Below are 14,209 nucleotides of genomic sequence, written 5' to 3' on the forward strand. Positions count from 1 at the left end.
TCACGCGAGGCGATACTATTAATCCAGAATTACGATTGGGCTGTACCTTCCCGAAGACCCTATCGTGTCCGGCTCCGAGACCGCTGATTGGGGAGGAGCGTAGCAAGTGTCTGAGGCAGGGTTGCCACGATACCATTCCGGCGGCTTGGCCGGGGAAGCTCTGCTCGAAGAATTGCGAGCAACGTTGGTTCACGGCAATCCCGAGCGTACCGCAACCCTCGATACCACGCTCCGCTTTGTCGCCGAACATGGGCTAGGCCCGCAATCCCTTCCGGTGGAAATCATTCAACTTGTCGGTGACAGATGGTCGGCGTTGATGTTGACAGTGCTCGCTGCCGGAACATTCCGGCCGTCAGAACTTCAAAAAGTCGTTAGTCTCCTGTCCCATATCGGCAATTCCAATTCCATTTCGCAGCGCGTCCTGACAGCGAAACTTCGTTCGTACGAGAGGCTCGGCTTTGTACGCCGAACCGCCTGGGATACCGTCCCGCCGCGGACCGATTATGACCTCACGCCGCTTGGGCATGAACTAGTCAAAATCATCAGAGACATAGTTCTCTGGTGCCTTGATAAGGAAGATGACGTTCGCTCAGCCATTCAGGCTTTCGATGAATCGGAGGATGAGTAGCCGTCCCTCCAAACGAAATCATCCCGGAGCGCCCACAACGGCGGCAAGCCTGCTCATCGCCGGGAAATGGCTAGTAAAGCCACTGTCGGCCGCGACGATTTCACCCGTGATGTTACGCGCCGCGTCCGATGCAAGGAAACAGATCACTTCGGCAATCTCTTCCGGCCGCCCGAGTTGATCGCGCAGCGTTTCGTCTTCCAGAACCTTGCGCATGTCCAGCGGAAAATGCGCCTCCACGATTGGCGTCAGGGTCATGCCAGGTGCGACGGCATTGCACCGCACGCCACGACGTGAATGGGATGCCGCGACCGAGCGAGTCAGCTGGATCAGCGCTGCCTTCGATGTCGTATAGGCAAGCTGCATGAAATGACCCTGAAACGCCAGGCTTGAGACGACATTGACGATCACGCCGCGCGTCTTGCATAGATGTGGTATCGCCTCGCGCGTCATGATCATCGTTCCGCGGCAATTAGCGGTATAGACAGCGTCCCACGCCCATGTCGGCATTGTCTCCACGTCGCGGTCGACTTGCTGGATTTCTCCTGAGAGCAGAGCGGCGTTGTTCACGAGGATATCGATCCGCCCGAACCGCTGCACTGCCGCTGCGATCATTGACTGGATGGAGGCTTCATCGGATAAGTCAAACCTCAGTGCGGCTACCTGCGATCCTTCGCTGTCCAGTTCACGCGCCAGTGCCTGCGCCTTCTCCTCCGCAATATCGGCGATAACGATCTGCGCGCCGCGCTCAAGGAGGAGGCGGGCGGTCGCACCGCCAATGCCCCCTGCGCCGCCCGTCACGATCGCTACGTTGCCGTCGAGATCAAAAGCGCTCACGTACCTGCTCCAATCGTGAAAATCACGCTGCTTGCCGCCGCCCGCTGCTCATCCGAAGGTGGCGGAGCGATACGGCGACAAGCGCGCAATCATGAAGGCCGGCCCGGCCGGGAAATCATTATTTGGCCGAGCTCCGACCATACCAGCGGCAAGATCTGCAAGTTGCATGCCCGCCAGTTGCAGCCTTCCAGGCTTCACACCGGCTGATGAGAACCCGCTCTGATTCGCCATGGTTAGGATGGAACCGCCTGCGTCCCGCACCATCTCGGTCGCAAACAGGAGATCGGCATCCGAACCGAGCAAGAGAACCGTTCGAGCATCCCCTGTTTGCCCCGGCAGGGTCAGATCAGGGGCATCGATCACGGACTCTTTCGCATGATAACTGACCTTGCGCCTGCCCTGCGTCCGAAAATAGGCCTTTGCTCCTTCAAGCAGGGGCCCGGTGAAATCCCTGCTTCCCAGAGCGATGATCTCGATCCGGTCCGTCTCGCCTGGCTGATCGAGGGGGGGTCCAAGCTCCTTGGCCGCTACGGGTGACAAGCCAAGCACCGCCATCCCCGCGATCAGCCCTCTCCGCGACATCTTCATGGCGCATTTCCTACTGGAGTTCCTGCGGGCACTGCCGTCTTCTCAAGCCATTTGGCGAGATTCTCCAACTCGCCATTGTCGAAGTCCGTTTCCCGGAAGGCAGGCATCGCTCCCATTCCTGACCGGACGATCGTTACCACAGCTTCGGGTGGGAGCTTCCGGCCCCGCAATTCGGGTCCCACGCCTTGCGTATGGCAGGCGCTGCAGATCTTTTCGTAGATCTGCGCTCCGTCACGCCAGTGCCCGGCAGAATAAGCCTGGTTCGGCATCTTACCCAGCTTGACCGGCCCGACCGGGCTTTTCGTCACGGGAGCTGCTTCGCATCCAGTGACAATCATGCCCAGGCCAAACCCCATCGACAGGAAGAGGATCGCTCTGGCGCCAAAGGATATGTTCATGTCAGTCCATCCCTATCACGCATCCGCCGAACATGCCGTGACGGCGCACCGGCCTTCCGGCGGCGCTGGCCTAATTGAAAATGCCAGACTTCCCAGGCGCGAGAATGCCGTGGGGATCGAGTGCATTTTTAAGGCGCCGGTTCAAATCCCGTTGCGCTGGCCCATAGGCCTCTGCCGTCTTGTTCATGAAGGCCGTATTGACCCGATATGGCGCGTAGCCGGCGGCGACATTAACCGATAGCAGCTTGTCGAAACATGCGTAGGCGCGCTTCATCTCCTCCGGATCGCTCCGGTCAAACAGCAGGTCCATCACATGCTCGGCGTGGCGAGCCAGAGGCCCGACCATCAACCCGCCCATATAGTCAAAGCCGAATTCTTCGAAAATCGGACGGCAGATATCCATGCTCTTCACGAATTCCGCGCCGGAAAGTGGCAACACAAGCGCGAACCAGGCAGACCCGCCTCCCCCGCGGAAATTATAGACGCCGAACTCGTCCAGGTTCGGAAGACCGATCTGATTCCTGAACACATGCTCAAGCGCCCCCTTCGGGTCGAAAACATTGACTTCACCCAATCCGGCGAAAGCATCGCGAATGATCTTCTCATTCACGTCCAGTTGCTCGGAAGTGCCATATAATGTCAGCGCCGCGGAAAAGCGCGGCACACCCAGCTTCTTGCGCACCTCCTCCAGCACGTGCAGTGGGATCGCGCCCTCACCCTGATATATGTCGCTGCGCTTCACCTTCATGGCGATCGGATATGTGGTCTCGCCCAGCACCATATTCTCGATGACCATGTTCATCCGGAGACGGCGCATTATGTCCAGCGCCTTCCCGGCTGCTTGGGGCGTCGGAAGACCTATGCCGATCGGGCGGAACGCCGGAGGCTTGGGCATCAGCCAGAAGCCCATCTTTGTGACGATACCCAGGTTCGACTGGGTGAACAGGCCGTCGATCCATGGGCCAAAACCCCAGCGATAGCATTGCCACGCCTTGCTGCCCGGTACGCCACCCATGCCGGTTTGGATCAGCGAGCCATCAGCCAGCATGACCTCCATACCGCAGAAATGGCTCATATTCTCGCCATAGCGATTATAGCCGACGCCCCGGTCCAACGTATTGCCGACCGGCCCGACGATGGGGCCCGGCGAAGGGAAGTTCAGCCACATGTCATAATTATTGGCGTCGAGGTGATCCTGAAGTTGCCTGTAAGTGACTCCAGGCTCCACCAATATGGTGCAAAGCTCCGGGTCGACCGAAATTATCCGGTTCATCCTCCGAAGGTCCAGGATCATTTGCCCCGGCGTGGCGGGCCCTGCGGAGCCATAGCCGAAATTACGCCCTGTAGAGACTGTCCAGAGCGGTATCTTATATTTGGTCGAAACAGCTAAGATCTGACGGATTTGCTCAACACCGTCCGGGGCAATTGCGCCGCTCGCCTGGTGAAGCCCCTCATCTTCAGGGATCATGATCTTGGTATAGGGAACAAGCCGTTCCAGATCAACGATGACATGCTCCTCACCGACGATCGCGCGATATTCCGCCACCGCCCGTGTGAACGATGCATGATCCAGTCCCTTGGGAAGGACAGCCTCGCTAATCATATGCCTGCCGACCTCTTCGTCATCTCATCTCCTTCACGAAGCTAATTCGCCCCGTGCGCTGTTTTTTTCTCGGCTCAAGCAGTTTTCCTATTCACCATTCACCAGAATGACAACAATCAATCGACTTATTGATATGTATTGATTTGGCTGATTGGTAGACAGGTGCACGGACGCGAGATCAGTCCTGTTCCTGCTTTGACGACGTCATCTTGATCTGATTGCGAGGTCGCATACCGCCGATAAGCCAACACGGACAACGAGCTGGTAGGGTCATCAGTTTGAACCGCCCCGTCATTGCCGGAGACCCCAACTCCTCACATGAGGGTTTTGGGGTCAAGAGGTTGCCACGTGCATTCATCTTCTCGGACGGCATCCAAGGTCTGAGCCCGATCGCATAGTACCAGCCTGGTCTCCAGGCCTGTACAACCTCACATCCGGTCGCCGCTCTCGACGGCTGCACCAATATCCCGCTTTCGACGGGCAAGGGCTCAGGAGAACGGGACCATTCTGAGAATCGGCTTTTGAAGCCATAGGAGTTGGCGGTCCGTTCACCTGGATCCGTCCGGACTGATCAGGTCCTGGGGATTCAGAAAATTCGACACGAATATCGTCAAGCAGCCTTCATAGCCGCCCCTTCGATGACGACGCCCGCAGTCACGTATTTCCAAAGGGCAACCAGCAGCTTGCGGGCGAGCGCCACGATCATCGCCTTCTTAAGGCGGCCACCATTGCGTGTGACGCGATCCTGGAACCAACGGGCTAACATCGAGTCCGGTTGGTGGCGCAGCCATAACCACGCGAACTGGACCATCTTCGAGATTGAACTCGAGAATCGCGCGGACTTTCATACCGCCTCCCGTGCTACAACGGGCTGTGCGGCGAACGGATCGACGTCGCGATGGATGGGCTGCGCGCGGCCCATCCAAGGTTCGGGCCGGATGCAGCGCACCCAGTCCGCGAAGCTGGGGATGAATTCCAGATCTTCTCGCACATGCTGTTCACCAATAAGGCGAACCGGAACGATGCGCCCGGTCGAGACGGTAATGGTCGGCCCGAACGTCCGCTCGAGCTGAAATATGCCCTGGGCATGGTGGCGCAATGCGCGGTGCCGGAAATCCGCGATGATCTCCTTCGAATGATCGAACCACTGGTGGAGCGGCAGATAATCCTCCGGTTCACCGCCCCATTTGCGGACCGAGGAAAGCGCATGATGATAGCAATGTCCCATCGCGGCCTCCTCACCAGTCATGTGCATAGGATTCGGACGAAGTGAACCGCTCGTTGTAATCGAGCGAGATCGTCCCGACGGTCACATCGAAGGTGAACTCGCCATAGGCACCGTCGTTGTTCTCCCAGCCACAATGGGTCTCGGTCAGCTTCTGCCGGATATAAGCGCCGGACTTGTTGTAGCTGTGGGTGAGCAGCTCCCACACCTGTTCCTGCCGCTCATGATCGTCCGAGACCGAGAAGGCCATGAGCTGCTCGAGCGTCATGCCATCCTCGGCATAGACGGCGTGCAGCTTCGGCGAGACCTTCGCGAGGCGCAGGCGCTGGTTCACCACCGCCGGGGTCACTAGGAAATGCGCGGCGATCGATTCGATGCCCTCGCCCTTGTCGACCATCGCCTGCATGGCCCGGAACTGATCGAGGGGATGAAGCGGTTCGCGGAAGGTGTTCTCCGCATAGCTGTCCTCCTCGGCCAGCACGCCGTCGTCGGCGACCCTGACCACACAGGGAATCGGCGCGTTCTTCGCGAGGCGCTTCTGCTTTACCAGCAGTTCGAGCGCGCGGAACCGCCGGCCACCGGCCGGCACCTCGAAATCCCCGGTCTCCTGGCCTGCCTCATCGAGAATGGGCCTGACATTGAGGCTCTGGAGCAGGGTGCGACGGACGATGTCGTCGGCCAGTTCGCCGATCGACACGCCGGCTTTTACCCGGCGGACATTGGACTGGGACAGACGCAGGCGGTCGAACGGAATGTCGCGCGAGCCGCTGAGAATGATCTTCTGGGGCGCTTTGACCATGGGTCTTCTCCATAACGGGCCGCCGCGAGACTCTCTCCCGGCTCCCAGCCCGTCATGAAGCCCCCGGCTTCCCTCTTCCTGAAGGCCTGCCGCAGGCAGGCCAGGCGTCTTTGCCGCTTCGACCGGCACCGCTCGCCGCAATCATCTTGCCATGAAGTTCGCTATTTGTTCCCATGCTTCCATGGAACGAATCGCACGAGAAGAACTATCGGCCATCCTCCTGGCAACGCCCGGCTGGGCGCGGGTTGGCCTGACGATGCCGGACGAACGGATGCGCGAGCGCGCCGCCGACACGCTGGCCGCGACCATCATCAAAAAGCTGGAGAGGGTGCACCCGCGCGACGTGAACCAGCTCAGGCTTCCGCTGTAGGCGAAGGTGCAGGTTCCTGCGCCACGTCGAACACGCCGCGCCTGACACCGAAGCGATCGGAGAAGGTGACGACATTGGTGCGGCCGTCGCGATCGATCTGCGTAAACCGCAGTATGTCGCCCTTGAGGATTTCGATCGTGACCGGCGGCAGTTCGTCGCACGTATCATGGAAGGTCATGCGGTTCCTTGGCATCCGCGACTCCATCATCATGGGATGCCGGAGCATAGCATGAAAGCACCGGCCTCCTCACCGATGCTCTTCGGGCAAATCCTCCTCATGCCCCTGCCAGACGATCCGGTCGCCCTCATAGACGATGACGAACCCGCGCCCGCGCGTGATCGGCACCGGCGGCTTGGCCGAGAAGTTGAGGCAGCCGAACGTATCGACCGTCGCCGCAAAGGCCAGCGGCTTGCCATGCTGCATTAGCACGCGGTCGCAGGAGCCGGAGGGACGCTTCACGCGCCGTTTGGAAACGCCGAGCTGAAACGCCTCATAGGCGCGGATCTCCCAGTCGCACGGCGAGGACCAGTGCCGGCAATATTTACAGTAGCGCGGGGTAGGCGAACCATCGTCATCGTTGTCGAGCGCCGGTCCGCCATTGTGACCGATCGGGGAAGGCGAGCCCGTCACGGCTCGCGCCCCTGTTCGAGCCAGGCGCGCAGGCGCTGGCGCATGACGCTGATACCGGCATTGATCTCGGTGATCTCCGCGTCAGGCGTGATACAGCGCATCTCGCGGAACGCGTCGAGAAAGCCCGCATAACCTTCAAATAAAGCCCGCCGCCGATCAGCGCGACGTCGGTGAACGGCCGCGAGCCATGGTAAGCGAGGCTGGCGATCTCGCAGCCGGGATGCGAGCCGTAAGTGTCGAGCTTGCGCGGGGACGGCGGGCGCGGCCAGCGCGTCGTCATGCCGCCCGCGATCATGCGCTCGGCAAGATCGGGCGTCAGCCGCGCATCATAATCCTCGATCGGCCGGTCGCCCGCGCCGAAGCCGTAGCGGGCGGAGAGAACCCGACGCGGGCGAGACGACGCCGGGGATCGACCGTGCGCCAGGTCTGCCAGAGCGGGCCGTCATAGCGTTCCCAGGCCGGCATCCATCCGGGATCGCGGCGCTTGGTCGCCGAGCAGGCGAGGACCAGCAGGCGATGCGAAAAGCCGACGGCGCGCGTGTGCGGCAGATCGACCCGCACGACCTTCACGACGCGCTGTTCGGCGGCTTCCGCGAGCCGCCCGATCAGCGCGATGTCGGCATCGGTGCAGACACCCCGGACATGGAAAGTGGGAACGCCGCCATCGCCGTGGGACGGAAGTGCGTCGAGGAACAGGATGCCGTTCCCGAGATTGCCACAATATTGAGACGCCTCGACAACCGGCAAACCCGGCGCCGGTTCGACCCTGCGCTGGCCGATCCGTTTGAACGCCTCGGCGAAGCTGGCAGGGCTGGCGGTGATTCGCGCTTGTGGCCGCGCATGATATTTCCACGGCGGGCGCTCGGGATCGAGCTTGCCGATGCGGATCTGGTGGAGAAGATCGGCAAGGCTATAAGGATCGGCCGGATAGGGACAATCCCGCCAGGCGCGGCGGATCGAACGGCGGGCATCGTCGGGGAATTCGAAGAGTCGCGCCCGCGCTCGTCGCCACACCGCCGCGCGTTCGTTGCGCCGCTCCTGTTGCTGCTGCGGCCACCAGACGGCGCGGCGGGCCATTTCCTCATCGACGCTGTGCTGGCCGGCAGCGATCATGTCCGCGAACAGCGGCAGCGCCTCGCGCTCGCGCCGCTGCTTCGTGGCGAAGGCGGCGCGCTTGCGTGAGGTCTCCTCATAGGCGGCAGGCTTTGGCCATTTGGCGAACCGCATCACGCACCGCCTTTCGCGGCGGCCGCCCGGATGAGGATGCGCTCGCCCTCGATCAGCGAGCCGGCGCTGCAGGCCGCTTCCGCATAGACCGAGAGCGGAAACTGGCCCTCGAACAGGAGGTCGCGTTCGATGCCGAGGCCGAAGGGCAGCCGGATCGATTCCAGTTCCTCAAGCGCAAAACTGCCCATCTCCGGACAGCCGAACCCGAGGTCGGCGACACCGAACAGAATCCCGTCCTCATCCATTTCGCTGGCCAGCCAGGTGGCGGCGCCCACGGGATTGAAGAAGCGGACCACCGGCACCGGATCGGGGGCAGGTTCACCGGAGCGCAGCGCGTTGCAACGTGCGAGGTCGTTGGCGCGAAGCTGCTCGCGCAGCTCGGGGGTCAGGAGGATCATGCCACGGCCCTCGCTTCGAGCGCCATGCCGCAATCGGGATCGGGCTCCGGATCGTCGTCATTGGCGGCGCGTGCCGTTCGTCACCAGCGCATGATTCTCGCGCACCTCCAGCCCTGGCGACCAGTTGCGGCCGAGATCGGCATGGCTGCGCCAGAATAGCCAGAGGAACGGAAGCTGGGCGAGCGCGCCGATCCAGGTCGCCCAGGCGGGGAGGCCGTAATTGGCGAAGCCGAGCAGGTCGGTCGCGAGGTGAAACAGCGGCAACACCATCATGGTGAGGAACATGCCCCCGAGCAGCGCGACCTCCGTGCGATCCTTGTGCGCATCGACGATGACATTGGCGCTGTTGCGCAATGAATGCGGTGTGCGGATCAGGAACATGGCGACCATCACGAGCAGCCAGACCAGCGATCCCCAACCGTTGTCGCGCCAGCGAAACGCCGCCAGGATCAGCAGCGCGATCCCGAGTAGCATGGTCACCACGGCGGGCAGGCTCGCCATTATCGGACGCTGCTTGTTGGCCATCCCTTCTCCTTTCCAGCGACTTGATCGGGCATAGGATATTTGCGAACCATTCTCAACTCACTCGAGAACGACTCGCAGAAAGGATCATCCGCATGGCCGATTTTTTCCTGGGGCTGCGCCCCGGCATCTATCGCTCGGGATCGCGCGTCATGCAGACCCAGGCAGACGGCGAGGCGTGGGCCCGCGCCTATGATGATCTGCTGGATAAGAACGATGCGATCGTGATGATCCTCGACGCGGCGCAGCGACCGGGACCGGAAGCCGGCAAGCCGCTGGCGCTGTGGCTCAAGGCGCGGCGCGAGGTGCTTGCGGCCAAAGTCAAACTCGCCCTCTATGTTGTAACCGACGCCGCTGAGCGGACGGCGATGGAGGAGCGGCGCGCGGCCCAAACCGAGAGCGCATGGCCGATCGCCCAGATCACGAGACCCGCGATCCAGAGGCGCAGCCCGAGGCCGATCGCGCCCGCCAGCGTGCCGTTGACGATGGCGAGTGCGCGCGGAGCGCCGCCGAGCAGGATCGGCTCGGTCAGCGCCCGGTGGACGGGGGCGTAAAAGCCCGCGATCGGCTCGGCGCTTTCCATCAGACCAGCGCTCCGCCGCCGAAGCTGAAGAACGACAGGAAGAAGCTCGACGCGGCGAAGGCGATGCTAAGGCCGAACACGATCTGGATAAGCCGGCGGAAGCTGGCCGGTGCCCCACGCCTTCAGGAGATCGAGCGCCTCGGCCCCGCGCACTTCGCCGATCGGGATGCGGTCAGGCCGGAGCCGAAGGCTGGAGCGGACAAGATCGGACAGCGAGACGACGCCATCCTTGGTGCGCATGGCGACGAGGTTGGGCGCGGCGCATTGCAGCTCGCGCGTGTCTTCGATCAGGACGATGCGGTCGGTGGTCTTGGCCACCTCGGCGAGCAGCGCGTTGACCAGCGTGGTCTTGCCGCTGCCGGTTCCGCCCGCCACGAGGATATTGGCACGGGCCGGAACAGCCTGGCGAAGCGTGTCCGCCTGTGCCGCCGACATGATCCCGGCGATCACATAATCGTCGAGCGTGAACACCGCGACGGCGGGCTTGCGGATGGCGAAGGCCGGCGCGGCGACGACGGGCGGCAGCAGTCCCTCGAACCGCTCGCCGCCCTCGGGCAGCTCGGCCGAGACGCGCGGGGAGCGGGCGTGGACCTCGACCCCGACATGGTGCGCGACCAGGCGGACGATGCGCTCGCCGTCTGCGGCGGCCAGTGTCATGCCGGTGTCGCTGATGCCTTCGCCGAGCCGATCGACCCACAGCCGGCCGTCCGGGTTCAGCATCACCTCGATGACGGCGGCATCGTCGAGCCAGGCCGCGATCGATGGGCCGAGCGCCGTGCGCAGCATCCGTGCGCCGCGCATGTTCGCTTCGGATCGGATCGGCTGGACGGACAAGCAACGGCCCCTGAATTGGGCCGGGCGAACCGCCGCCCGGCGTCAGGGGTCGATCAAGAGAGCCGGAAAAGTCTTGGGTTCAACAGGAAAATGCGCTCGTCGCAGGCCAGCGAAGAAATACAGGGAATGGCGTAGGCGGGCAGGCCGGCAGCAAGCGGCTGGCGACGCTCAGACCGATTCCATAATGATTTCACATATTGCCTTCCGTGAAATCATTTGGTAATTTCGGTTCGATAGGAGGCACCCATGGGCCAGAATGTCGTTTATCTGCATGGACAACCGGAGCCGATCGGACACTTCCTCCGCATTGGAAATTCGGGCCATCGCCAGTTGGAAACCCTGTTGGATTCCGGGAAAATGATGCTCGACCGGGTGGTCGTGGATGCAGCCGCAGTTGCCCGTCAGCATGATCTCATCGCGTCCCTAGCGGAAGCTGGTGGCGAGTTGATTCTTGACACCAATGTTGCCGAACTCTCGTCGGCCCGAAAATACAATGGCGCGGTAAAATCCGCGCCTTGGGCTAATCCTGTTGCGATGCTGACGGCAGATGATCTTCGCCCCAATGCCAATCGCGATGTGATCGGCCAGATTGCAAGATTTGCCGTCCAGCATGGCTTTCACATGGTCCAGGCTCCTACCCATCTGCTGGAGGGATCGCCTGATGCCATGTTCGCGGTCGATCGCGCGTCTACGATGGCCTTGCGCAATGCGCTTGATGCGGAAGGCGGTCGGCACATCGGAATCAATTATCCCCTGATGATCAAATCGGCGGTACTGCGCGATCCGGTGCAACGACGTGCTTTTATCGCCGGCCTCGAAGAATTGCCCTTCGACAATCTGTGGTTTCGTATCTCCGGCTTCGGCGCGGACGCATCTCCGGCAGGTCTGCGTCGCTACATTGCAGCCGTGATGGATTTCCAGCGACTGGAGCGTCCAATCGTCGCGGATGGTGTCGGAGGGCTTGCCGGTCTTGCCATTGTCGCATTTGGCGCGGCCGGCGGTATTTGTCACGGCGTCGCCGAGAAAGAGCGGTTCGATGCTTCGGACTGGAACAAGCCACCCGAGCCCCGCGGTCAGAGCTTCGGCCGCGAGAAACGTGTGTTGATTGGAAGCCTGGACCGGATGTTAAGCGAGAAACAGCTCGACGCCCTAATGAGCACGCCTGGGGCCAGAAAGGCTCTGAGTTGCAATGATACTTCCTGCTGTCCGCGCGGTTTCGACGACATGCTCAAAGACCCCAAGGCTCATTATCTGCGTCAGCGGTCACAGGGGGTGCAGGAGTTGTCGCGCATTCCAGATAGCCGGCGTGCGCAACATTATCTGGACAAGCAGCTAACCCCCGTCGAAAGGGCGGCGCGTAATGTCGCCAAGCTCAGGGTTGGTGACGAAGGGCTTAAAAAGATATTGGAAAAGAGCAGTGAGCGGTTGGAGAAGATCCATTCCGTGCTGGATGACCTTAGCGGAACCATCAAGGGCGCGCCACGCGCTCATGCCCCAAGCCGTCAACCACGTGGAAAGCCTGCCGCCGCTGCCGGAAAGCGTAATCCATGAGCACCGCAGTCGCCCGTATTCTTGATGATCTCCGCTCGCGCGGCGGGCTTCAAGGTAAGGATATTGCCAATATCGTCGATGTATCCACCGCTACAGTGTCGCGGTGGTCGCATGGCAATGGCTCCCCCAACCTACGCACGCAGACGGTCATTGCCGATCTGCGCTATGTTGTGGATCGGTTGTCCGACTTCTACACGGCTGACGAAACGCGGCTGTGGCTCCATTCTCGCCACCCGTTGCTGAACGGCGAACGCGCGATTGATTTGATCAATGCCGATCGCACGGAAGAGGTGTTGGCTGTGATCGAGCGTCTCGACGCCGGCGCCTATATTTGAATCTGACATGACCCAAAGGCGCGCACGCGACATCGAGCTTCTGGACGCATTGGATGCGCATGCAGGCGTCGCATTCGAAGGCGATGTATGGCGCATCGTTCGGGCAGAACGCGATGCGCTGGAAGGCTCGGCCTCGCGTGCGCGATGGGATCCGGGTTCGTTCGATGTTCTCTACACGTGCCTTGAACGAGAAGGCGCGATGGAAGAAATCCACTTCCATTTGAGCCGGCAACCCGTCTTTCCTTCCAAGATACAATCCGTCCTGCATCGGATCGCCGTGCGCACCCGTCGCACTCTTAAGCTGGCCGATCTCTCCGCATTGTCCGCGCTCGGCATCGCCACCGAAAGCTATGGTGATCTGACATACGAACGAAGCCAGGAAATTGGTGATGCCGCTTTTTTTCTTGGCTTCGATGGCATCTTGGCTCCGAGCGCGCGGTGGCCATGTCAGAATCTGATCCTGTTCCTGGATCGTCTTGAGCCGGAAGACTTGGCCATCACGGCATCAGAACCAGTGGATTGGAACCAATGGCGAACGCAGCGGAAAGAGAAACGCAATTAGCGGTTGATTCCGCTCCCATAATACGTGGGCATCTCCTTAGGTCGTAGAGCCGGTCTGATCCACCGGTGCTGGAATATCCTCTCTGATTTCTTGGTTGACCTTCGCTCCACTAGCGAGCCTCCGTCCCAGCGCCTCGATGAAGGCGTCGTAGCGATCATTGCCCAGGCGGCGCAGCGCAGCGCGTTCCGTCTCAGGCGGCGGCGGGGTCGAGGTCAACCAGAAGCGCACGAACTGCGCGATCATCTCGACGCCGATGCCAAGATCGCGTTCGAGCCGCGCCACTTTGCGGTCGAGCTGGTCGATGCGCTTCGCCATCGCCGCCTCACGCCGTTCGTCGCCATCGGGTGAGAGGAACGAGGCTATTGCGGCTTCGGCGACGAGAGAGCGCGATTGTCCACGCCACAATGGCCGGTTGTTGCCGATTATCTGGAGACAATGTGGAGACAACGGCTTTTATCAGCCCCTTTGTCTCCAACAAAAAAGCGAGCCGCAGGCCGCTATTATGTTGATTTTTCTTAGAAAATCTGGAGCGGGCGAAGGGATTCGAACCCTCGACCCCAACCTTGGCAAGGCTGCGAATCGGCTGGGTTGGCAGATTGTTAAGGAAGCGGCGACAGGTTGATAATGGCTTCACGCGACATCGGTGGTCGGCTTGTCTACGCCAGAACGGCCTGCTCACAGCCCAGAACACACCCAATTGCCGCTTCCGTCCTGCTTCCGTGACGGAATGTCCAGCGAATGCCGCACAAAGGATGGCGCCTATTACATTGATTTTCTTCGGAAAAATGGTGCTGCCGGCGAGGATTGAACTCGCGACCTCAGCCTTACCAAGGATGCGCTCTACCACTGAGCTACGGCAGCACTTCACCATTTTCCACAGCCATGCGGCGGCGGAGCCGGGCCTATGGCCGCGTGCGTCCGGCTTGTCAAGGCGGTTGCGGCGGCCGGGCGGATTTGCTTTAGGCTTGGCCCATGACAAGCGGACGGGACGATCGCAAGGAGCGGCTGGCGCAGGCGCTGCGCGACAATCTGCGCCGCCGCAAGGCGCAGGCTCGCGCGGGCGCGGCCGAATCGCCGCCCGTGGAACCGGGCAGCGATCGCCGCGATCCGTAGAGGAAACC

Annotated in this window: 20 protein-coding genes, 1 tRNA gene and 3 pseudogenes; 7 read left to right on the top strand and 17 right to left on the bottom strand. The window is 61.4% G+C overall.

Annotated features, from left to right (window positions below; translation table 11 throughout):
* Positions 1 to 106: 106 nt before the first annotated feature.
* The gene (locus tag L288_RS40060) at positions 107 to 628 is read left to right on the top strand and encodes a winged helix-turn-helix transcriptional regulator (RefSeq protein ID WP_051209768.1); all 522 of its coding nucleotides are present in this window, start codon (positions 107 to 109) and stop codon (positions 626 to 628) included.
* Between the two features lie 18 nt (positions 629 to 646).
* On the opposite strand, the gene L288_RS40065 is transcribed toward L288_RS40060, so the two are convergent.
* From L288_RS40065 to L288_RS40090, 7 genes and pseudogenes are all read right to left on the bottom strand, one after another.
* Entirely contained in the window at positions 647 to 1,426 is a 780-nt protein-coding gene (locus L288_RS40065) for an SDR family NAD(P)-dependent oxidoreductase (RefSeq protein WP_236613076.1), read from the bottom strand.
* 84 nt (positions 1,427 to 1,510) lie between these two features.
* Positions 1,511 to 2,050 carry a hypothetical protein gene (locus tag L288_RS40070; protein WP_021239817.1) on the bottom strand — a complete coding sequence of 180 codons (540 nt, stop codon included), beginning with the start codon at positions 2,048 to 2,050 and terminating at the stop codon, positions 1,511 to 1,513.
* A complete protein-coding gene (locus L288_RS42195; protein WP_021239818.1) occupies positions 2,047 to 2,448 on the bottom strand; it encodes a c-type cytochrome in 402 nt (133 codons plus the stop codon). The genes L288_RS40070 and L288_RS42195 overlap by 4 nt, the downstream gene beginning before the upstream one ends.
* A gap of 70 nt (positions 2,449 to 2,518) precedes the next feature.
* On the bottom strand, positions 2,519 to 4,051 hold the full coding sequence (locus L288_RS40075) for an FAD-binding oxidoreductase (RefSeq protein WP_021239819.1): 1,533 nt from the start codon (positions 4,049 to 4,051) through the stop codon (positions 2,519 to 2,521).
* 610 nt (positions 4,052 to 4,661) lie between these two features.
* Positions 4,662 to 4,862: pseudogene (locus L288_RS40080) on the bottom strand (IS110 family transposase); the annotation flags it as partial.
* A 33-nt stretch (positions 4,863 to 4,895) separates the two neighbouring features.
* Positions 4,896 to 5,279 carry a DUF6915 family protein gene (locus tag L288_RS40085; RefSeq protein WP_021239821.1) on the bottom strand — a complete coding sequence of 128 codons (384 nt, stop codon included), beginning with the start codon at positions 5,277 to 5,279 and terminating at the stop codon, positions 4,896 to 4,898.
* A gap of 10 nt (positions 5,280 to 5,289) precedes the next feature.
* On the bottom strand, positions 5,290 to 6,075 hold the full coding sequence (locus tag L288_RS40090; RefSeq protein WP_021239822.1) for a ParB/RepB/Spo0J family partition protein: 786 nt from the start codon (positions 6,073 to 6,075) through the stop codon (positions 5,290 to 5,292).
* Positions 6,076 to 6,226: 151 nt separating this feature from the next.
* Here L288_RS40090 and L288_RS40095 point away from each other — a divergent pair, with 151 nt between their 5' ends.
* Positions 6,227 to 6,445 carry a DUF6771 family protein gene (locus L288_RS40095; RefSeq protein ID WP_084466105.1) on the top strand — a complete coding sequence of 73 codons (219 nt, stop codon included), beginning with the start codon at positions 6,227 to 6,229 and terminating at the stop codon, positions 6,443 to 6,445.
* On the opposite strand, the gene L288_RS40100 is transcribed toward L288_RS40095, so the two are convergent.
* The 8 genes and pseudogenes from L288_RS40100 to trbB all read right to left on the bottom strand — a co-directional run.
* Positions 6,429 to 6,623 carry a hypothetical protein gene (locus L288_RS40100; protein ID WP_152522117.1) on the bottom strand — a complete coding sequence of 65 codons (195 nt, stop codon included), beginning with the start codon at positions 6,621 to 6,623 and terminating at the stop codon, positions 6,429 to 6,431. The genes L288_RS40095 and L288_RS40100 overlap by 17 nt on opposite strands.
* Positions 6,624 to 6,692: 69 nt before the next feature.
* Complete coding sequence (locus L288_RS40105; protein WP_021239825.1) at positions 6,693 to 7,076, bottom strand: hypothetical protein; 384 nt, start codon at positions 7,074 to 7,076, stop codon at positions 6,693 to 6,695.
* Positions 7,077 to 7,391: 315 nt separating this feature from the next.
* Positions 7,392 to 8,303 (bottom strand): hypothetical protein, encoded by a 912-nt coding sequence (locus L288_RS42800; protein WP_021239827.1) that lies wholly within the window; start codon positions 8,301 to 8,303, stop codon positions 7,392 to 7,394.
* Positions 8,303 to 8,701 carry a DUF2958 domain-containing protein gene (locus L288_RS40115; RefSeq protein WP_021239828.1) on the bottom strand — a complete coding sequence of 133 codons (399 nt, stop codon included), beginning with the start codon at positions 8,699 to 8,701 and terminating at the stop codon, positions 8,303 to 8,305. Before L288_RS40115 ends, L288_RS42800 begins: the two co-directional genes overlap by 1 nt.
* A 57-nt stretch (positions 8,702 to 8,758) precedes the next feature.
* Positions 8,759 to 9,226, bottom strand: coding sequence for a hypothetical protein (locus L288_RS40120; RefSeq protein ID WP_021239829.1), 468 nt, complete (start codon positions 9,224 to 9,226; stop codon positions 8,759 to 8,761).
* Positions 9,227 to 9,557: 331 nt separating this feature from the next.
* A complete protein-coding gene (locus L288_RS43765) occupies positions 9,558 to 9,806 on the bottom strand; it encodes a VirB3 family type IV secretion system protein (RefSeq protein ID WP_201766664.1) in 249 nt (82 codons plus the stop codon).
* Positions 9,806 to 9,907, bottom strand: a pseudogene (locus L288_RS44045) (TrbC/VirB2 family protein); the annotation flags it as partial. The pseudogene L288_RS44045 and the gene L288_RS43765, both read right to left, overlap by 1 nt.
* A gap of 4 nt (positions 9,908 to 9,911) precedes the next feature.
* Positions 9,912 to 10,640: pseudogene (gene trbB, locus L288_RS40130) on the bottom strand (P-type conjugative transfer ATPase TrbB); the annotation flags it as partial.
* A 246-nt stretch (positions 10,641 to 10,886) separates the two neighbouring features.
* Here trbB and L288_RS40135 point away from each other — a divergent pair.
* Genes L288_RS40135 through L288_RS40145 form a run of 3 tightly spaced genes read left to right on the top strand, consistent with a single transcriptional unit; the run spans position 10,887 to position 13,088 of the window.
* Positions 10,887 to 12,191, top strand: coding sequence for a hypothetical protein (locus L288_RS40135; RefSeq protein ID WP_021239832.1), 1,305 nt, complete (start codon positions 10,887 to 10,889; stop codon positions 12,189 to 12,191).
* A complete protein-coding gene (locus L288_RS40140; RefSeq protein ID WP_021239833.1) occupies positions 12,188 to 12,526 on the top strand; it encodes an antitoxin Xre/MbcA/ParS toxin-binding domain-containing protein in 339 nt (112 codons plus the stop codon). Before L288_RS40135 ends, L288_RS40140 begins: the two co-directional genes overlap by 4 nt.
* 7 nt (positions 12,527 to 12,533) lie before the next feature.
* A complete protein-coding gene (locus L288_RS40145; RefSeq protein WP_021239834.1) occupies positions 12,534 to 13,088 on the top strand; it encodes an RES family NAD+ phosphorylase in 555 nt (184 codons plus the stop codon).
* 36 nt (positions 13,089 to 13,124) lie between these two features.
* Here L288_RS40145 and L288_RS0122375 read toward each other — a convergent pair whose 3' ends face one another.
* On the bottom strand, positions 13,125 to 13,403 hold the full coding sequence (locus L288_RS0122375) for a hypothetical protein (protein WP_021239835.1): 279 nt from the start codon (positions 13,401 to 13,403) through the stop codon (positions 13,125 to 13,127).
* Here L288_RS0122375 and L288_RS43675 point away from each other — a divergent pair.
* Entirely contained in the window at positions 13,390 to 13,710 is a 321-nt protein-coding gene (locus L288_RS43675; protein ID WP_169533915.1) for a hypothetical protein, read from the top strand. The genes L288_RS0122375 and L288_RS43675 overlap by 14 nt on opposite strands.
* A gap of 164 nt (positions 13,711 to 13,874) precedes the next feature.
* Here L288_RS43675 and L288_RS40150 read toward each other — a convergent pair.
* Positions 13,875 to 13,949: transfer RNA gene (locus tag L288_RS40150), tRNA-Thr, on the bottom strand.
* 111 nt (positions 13,950 to 14,060) lie between these two features.
* Here L288_RS40150 and L288_RS43680 point away from each other — a divergent pair.
* On the top strand, positions 14,061 to 14,201 hold the full coding sequence (locus L288_RS43680) for a hypothetical protein (protein WP_021239836.1): 141 nt from the start codon (positions 14,061 to 14,063) through the stop codon (positions 14,199 to 14,201).
* Positions 14,202 to 14,209: the final 8 nt, after the last annotated feature.

The organism is Sphingobium quisquiliarum P25, from assembly GCF_000445065.1.
Taxonomy (GTDB): domain Bacteria; phylum Pseudomonadota; class Alphaproteobacteria; order Sphingomonadales; family Sphingomonadaceae; genus Sphingobium; species Sphingobium quisquiliarum.

What these genes read in the sequence shown, in the direction of transcription:
- L288_RS40070 (WP_021239817.1), bottom strand. Translation starts at nt 2,050, where the DNA reads ATGAAGATGTCGCGGAGAGGGCTGATCGCGGGGATGGCGGTGCTTGGC.
- L288_RS42195 (WP_021239818.1), bottom strand. Translation starts at nt 2,448, where the DNA reads ATGAACATATCCTTTGGCGCCAGAGCGATCCTCTTCCTGTCGATGGGG.
- L288_RS40075 (WP_021239819.1), bottom strand. Translation starts at nt 4,051, where the DNA reads ATGATTAGCGAGGCTGTCCTTCCCAAGGGACTGGATCATGCATCGTTC.
- L288_RS40085 (WP_021239821.1), bottom strand. Translation starts at nt 5,279, where the DNA reads ATGGGACATTGCTATCATCATGCGCTTTCCTCGGTCCGCAAATGGGGC.
- L288_RS40090 (WP_021239822.1), bottom strand. Translation starts at nt 6,075, where the DNA reads ATGGTCAAAGCGCCCCAGAAGATCATTCTCAGCGGCTCGCGCGACATT.
- L288_RS40095 (WP_084466105.1), top strand. Translation starts at nt 6,227, where the DNA reads ATGAAGTTCGCTATTTGTTCCCATGCTTCCATGGAACGAATCGCACGA.
- L288_RS40100 (WP_152522117.1), bottom strand. Translation starts at nt 6,623, where the DNA reads ATGACCTTCCATGATACGTGCGACGAACTGCCGCCGGTCACGATCGAA.
- L288_RS42800 (WP_021239827.1), bottom strand. Translation starts at nt 8,303, where the DNA reads ATGCGGTTCGCCAAATGGCCAAAGCCTGCCGCCTATGAGGAGACCTCA.
- L288_RS40115 (WP_021239828.1), bottom strand. Translation starts at nt 8,701, where the DNA reads ATGATCCTCCTGACCCCCGAGCTGCGCGAGCAGCTTCGCGCCAACGAC.
- L288_RS40120 (WP_021239829.1), bottom strand. Translation starts at nt 9,226, where the DNA reads ATGGCCAACAAGCAGCGTCCGATAATGGCGAGCCTGCCCGCCGTGGTG.
- L288_RS43765 (WP_201766664.1), bottom strand. Translation starts at nt 9,806, where the DNA reads ATGGAAAGCGCCGAGCCGATCGCGGGCTTTTACGCCCCCGTCCACCGG.
- L288_RS40135 (WP_021239832.1), top strand. Translation starts at nt 10,887, where the DNA reads ATGGGCCAGAATGTCGTTTATCTGCATGGACAACCGGAGCCGATCGGA.
- L288_RS40140 (WP_021239833.1), top strand. Translation starts at nt 12,188, where the DNA reads ATGAGCACCGCAGTCGCCCGTATTCTTGATGATCTCCGCTCGCGCGGC.
- L288_RS40145 (WP_021239834.1), top strand. Translation starts at nt 12,534, where the DNA reads ATGACCCAAAGGCGCGCACGCGACATCGAGCTTCTGGACGCATTGGAT.
- L288_RS43675 (WP_169533915.1), top strand. Translation starts at nt 13,390, where the DNA reads ATGCGCTTCGCCATCGCCGCCTCACGCCGTTCGTCGCCATCGGGTGAG.
- L288_RS0122375 (WP_021239835.1), bottom strand. Translation starts at nt 13,403, where the DNA reads ATGGCGAAGCGCATCGACCAGCTCGACCGCAAAGTGGCGCGGCTCGAA.
- L288_RS43680 (WP_021239836.1), top strand. Translation starts at nt 14,061, where the DNA reads ATGACAAGCGGACGGGACGATCGCAAGGAGCGGCTGGCGCAGGCGCTG.